This is a genomic window from Rubrivirga sp. (assembly GCF_049648075.1).
Classification (GTDB): domain Bacteria; phylum Bacteroidota; class Rhodothermia; order Rhodothermales; family Rubricoccaceae; genus Rubrivirga.
Map to the genome: position 1 here is coordinate 1 of NZ_JBARYR010000083.1, position 3,829 is coordinate 3,829.

The 3,829-nt window shown below is 69.0% G+C and carries 5 protein-coding genes; 3 read left to right on the plus strand and 2 right to left on the minus strand.

From position 1 onward, the window contains the following. A partial coding sequence (locus WBA11_RS02285) for an AMP-binding protein (protein WP_424519111.1) occupies nucleotides 1–845 on the minus strand: 845 nt, incomplete at its 3' end. Nucleotides 846–1,026: 181 nt separating this feature from the next. Here WBA11_RS02285 and WBA11_RS02290 point away from each other — a divergent pair. From WBA11_RS02290 to WBA11_RS02300, 3 genes are read left to right on the plus strand one after another with little or no spacing between them, the layout of a single operon-like run. Beyond that, a complete protein-coding gene (locus WBA11_RS02290) occupies nucleotides 1,027–1,644 on the plus strand; it encodes a hypothetical protein (RefSeq protein WP_424519112.1) in 618 nt (205 codons plus the stop codon). A gap of 3 nt (nucleotides 1,645–1,647) precedes the next feature. Then, a complete protein-coding gene (locus tag WBA11_RS02295; protein WP_424519113.1) occupies nucleotides 1,648–2,112 on the plus strand; it encodes a phage holin family protein in 465 nt (154 codons plus the stop codon). Further along, nucleotides 2,088–3,329 carry a DUF3618 domain-containing protein gene (locus tag WBA11_RS02300; protein ID WP_424519114.1) on the plus strand — a complete coding sequence of 414 codons (1,242 nt, stop codon included), beginning with the start codon at nucleotides 2,088–2,090 and terminating at the stop codon, nucleotides 3,327–3,329. Before WBA11_RS02295 ends, WBA11_RS02300 begins: the two co-directional genes overlap by 25 nt. Nucleotides 3,330–3,454: 125 nt before the next feature. On the opposite strand, the gene WBA11_RS02305 is transcribed toward WBA11_RS02300, so the two are convergent. Beyond that, on the minus strand, nucleotides 3,455–3,829 hold a 375-nt coding region (locus WBA11_RS02305; protein WP_424519115.1), incomplete at its 5' end, for a hypothetical protein.

Here is a 3,829-nt window from a genome sequence, read left to right on the forward strand (position 1 = left end):
TGGACGGCACCCTTCGGCGTCCCCGTCGTGCCCGAGGTGTAGATCAGCATGACCGTGTCCTCGGCCGCCGTGTCCTCCAGGCCGCCGTCGCCGCCTCGGCTCATCACGTCGTTCCACGTCACGTCGCGCTCGGTCATGTCGACCTCGAGGCCGAGACGAGGCACCACGATCACGTGCTCGACGCTCGAGACGCCCTCGAGGGCGGAATCGGCGGTCTCCTTCATCGGGACCGGCCGTCCTCGACGCGGGGCGCCGTCGGCGACGATGAGCGCTCGGGCGTCTCCGTCCTCGAGGCGGGTCGCGACGGCCTCGACGCCATAGCCGGAAAAGAGCGGCAGCATCACGCCGCCAATCCGCGCGACCGCCAAGAATGCGACGACGATCTCGGGGCACATCGGCAGGTAGAGCCCGACGGCGTCCCCGGCCTTCAGCCCGAGCGAGCGGAGACCCGCCGCGCACGCCTCGACGGCGTCGTGAAGCTCGGCGTAGGTCAGCGTCCGGGGCTCGCCTTCCTCGCTCTCGTAGCGTAGGGCGTCCTGCTCCCAGACCTGGGTCCCGCGCCACTTGTCGAGGCAACTCTCGACCACGTTCATCCGCCCACCGACGCACCATCGAGGACGTTCGACGCCGCCACTCGCGTCGAGGACGGTCGTGTAGGGTACGGTGAACACGACCTCGAGGTCGGCGAGGACGGCGTCCCAGAACCGGCCGACGTCCTCGAGCGCCCATGCTTCGAGGGCGGCATAGTCGTCTAGGCCGCGCTCGGTCCAGAACCGGGCGAGGTTTGTGCCGGTGATGTGGGCACGGGAGGGGCGCCAAGCGACGTCTTGACCGAAGGGGAACACGAGGCGGAGGGTTGGGCGCCTCAAACTAGGACCGGCGTCACTCCTCCTCGAGGGGCCGACCGAGACAGAGGCTCACGCGATCCCGCAAGATGGGAGATGCCACTAGGCCAATTCCGGGGTTTGCCACGGAACGGACAGCGGGACGCCTCTGTGAAATGCCTTCACCTCTCTCATCCTATCCATGCCAGACATCACCTCCTCGGGTACAGCCGAACAGGCCAAGAAGGCGGCCCAAGAAACCGCCAGCGAGGCCAAGCACGCTGCGACTCAGACGGCCAGCGAGGCCAAGAGCGCCGCACGAGATGTCGCTTCGAGCGCCAAGACGGCCGCCAAGGACATCGCGGACACCGCGACCGCCAAGGCGTCCGACCTCGCCGACCAGGCGGCGGGCCAGGCTCGCGACGTCGCGCAGACTCAAAAGAAGCAGGCGGCCGGCGTCTTGTCCGACGTTGCCGACGCGCTCCATCAGACCGGCGACTCGCTCCGCGACAACGACCGCGACGCGTTCGCGACCTACGCGGAGCAGGCTGCTACGCAGATCGACCAGTTCACGACGTCCATTCGGGACCGGAGCGTCGGGGAGATCCTGGACGAGGCCGAACGGTTCGCCCGGCGCGAGCCGGGTCTCTTTGTCGGCGGTGCGTTCCTGCTCGGCATCTTCGGCGCCCGATTCCTCAAGGCCGACCGCACCGAGGCCGGCCCCAACGGGAGCTCGTTCTCGATGTCCGATGCCCGCCCGCCACATCACGCGTCGGTACCGACGCATGGGGGAGCCACCTCGGAACGCACGACCCTCTAACCCATGGCCGACAACAACCCGCCCGTGACGGTCCCACCGGACACCGTCGCGGTCATCGATGGCCCGCCGACCGCACCGGCCCCGGAGCCTACGCTGGGAGACCTGCTCTCGCAACTCTCCACCGAGACGACAGCCCTGGTCAAGCAGGAGGTCCGGCTCGCCAAAGTCGAAGCCCGACAAGAGATCGCTGAGGCCGGCAAGGGCGTCGGCGCGGCTGTCGCTGGCGGCGCCGTGGCGTATACCGGCCTGATCGCGCTGGTGATCGGGCTCGGCTGGGCGCTCGGTCAGCTCTTCGATGACGACTTGATATGGCTCGGCATCGTTCTCGTCGGCGCGCTCGTCGCCGCCGTCGGTGCCGTCATGCTGAAGAAAGGGCTCGACCAGCTCAAGGCCCTTTCGCCCCCCCTCGACACGACAACCCAAACCCTTAAGGAGGACAAACAATGGATCAAGCAAGAGACCCCGTAACCGGCCGGCCCGCCGCCGCACCCGTCGACACGACGCAGACCTCGGGCAGCCCCGAAGCCATCGCCGACGACATCCGCGAGACCCGCGCCGAGCTGTCCGACACGATCAGCCAGATCGGCGACAAGCTCGACCCCTCGCACCTCGTCGATGGGGCCAAGGAGGCCCTGTTCTCCTCCGCCCGCGACGCCGGGACCTCGATGATCGACCAGGTCAAGTCGAGCTCCGTGCTCGACACGATCAAGGACAACCCGCTCCCGGCCATGGCCGTCGGCTTGTCGGTCGCGTGGTTCCTGTCGAAGATCGGCGAGACCGAGACCGACCGGTACCGCGCCGAGCGGTACCGCGCTACGGGCGACCCGTATTACGCCCCGCGTCCGCGGTATGCCACGGGCTACGGCGACGGCCGCTACCTCGAGGACGACTATCGCGGCGACCGTCGTCCGGTGCGCGCGTTCTCATCGGACGACGCGAGCCTCGCGGACAAGGCGTCCGACGCGCTCGACACAGCCAAAGACAAGGTGGCCGGAGCCGTCGACGCCGTTACCGACAAGGCGTCCGACCTCGGCGACCGGGCTCGCGATGCCGCCTCGAACGTTGGGGACTCCGCGAGCGGCGCTGTGAATCGGATCGGCGACGCCACGCCGAACGTCGGTCGTGACGACGTCCAGCGCTACCAGCGACGCGCCACGTCGTGGCTCGACGGCCAGATGCAGAGCAACCCGCTCGCCGTCGGCGCCGTCGCTCTCGCGGCCGGTGCACTGGTCGGCCTCTCGGTCCCAGAGACCGACGCCGAGCACCGCGCATTCGGCCAACGCGCCGAGACGGCTCGCCGGGAACTCCAGTCGGCCGCTCAGGGAGCGACCCAGCAGGTAACGGCAGCGGCCCAAGAGGTCGCGAATGAGGCGGCTGACAAGGTCGAGTCGGTCGGCAAGGAAGTGGAGGCCAAAGCCAAGTCAGTCGGCGCCGACGCCAAGGACCGCGCCGACTCGGTCGCGGGCACGGCCAAGGGCGACCTCGAGGACGTCAAGGACGAGGTCGCCTCCGAGGCCCGCTCGGCCTCGACGGGAGCATCTTCGGCAGACGTGAGCACCGGTTCGTCGATCGACCTCTCGACGGCGCCAGTCACGCCTCTCGCTGGAACGACGGAGCCCCCCGTGGACCTGGCGACCCCGTCGGAGACCGTCGACCTGACGGACGGCTCGTCCTCGAGGACGTAGCACCCCAAGACCGTCGTTGATCGCCGGGCCGCCCTCGAGGGCGGCCCGGTCTTTTTGCAAACGCGTGTCCCGTCCTCGAGGACGCCGCCCACTGCGCTCGGCCTCGAGGACGACGTCGGTTCGGCTCAGAACGCGACTTGGACGTTGATCAGGACCCTGGTGCGGCCGGGGGCTCCGTCGTCGTCGAGCGGGAGACCGAGGTTGAGTTGCCCGGCGGCGGCTTGCGAGAACGACGTGTTGTAGCCGAGCAGGAGATCGTTGGACCCGTCGAAGTGGTCGAGCCGAGCCAGGACGCGGTGGTCGTCGGCGACGTCGAGGCCGACGGTCCCGTACAGCCCGGTCCGATTGCCCGCAAACCCGCCCGGTCCGTCGACCAGCTCCGAGATGGCTTCGCCCGCGATAAGGAGGGGGCCAACTCGGAGCCGGAGGTCGCCGCCGACGAGAATACGGTCGGGGACTGGTCCGTCCTCGATGGGGCCGCCGTCGGGGAACTCGTAGAC

Coding starts and splice junctions, on each gene's coding strand:
- WBA11_RS02290 (WP_424519112.1), top strand. CDS start 1,027: ATGCCAGACATCACCTCCTCGGGTACAGCCGAACAGGCCAAGAAGGCG.
- WBA11_RS02295 (WP_424519113.1), top strand. CDS start 1,648: ATGGCCGACAACAACCCGCCCGTGACGGTCCCACCGGACACCGTCGCG.
- WBA11_RS02300 (WP_424519114.1), top strand. CDS start 2,088: ATGGATCAAGCAAGAGACCCCGTAACCGGCCGGCCCGCCGCCGCACCC.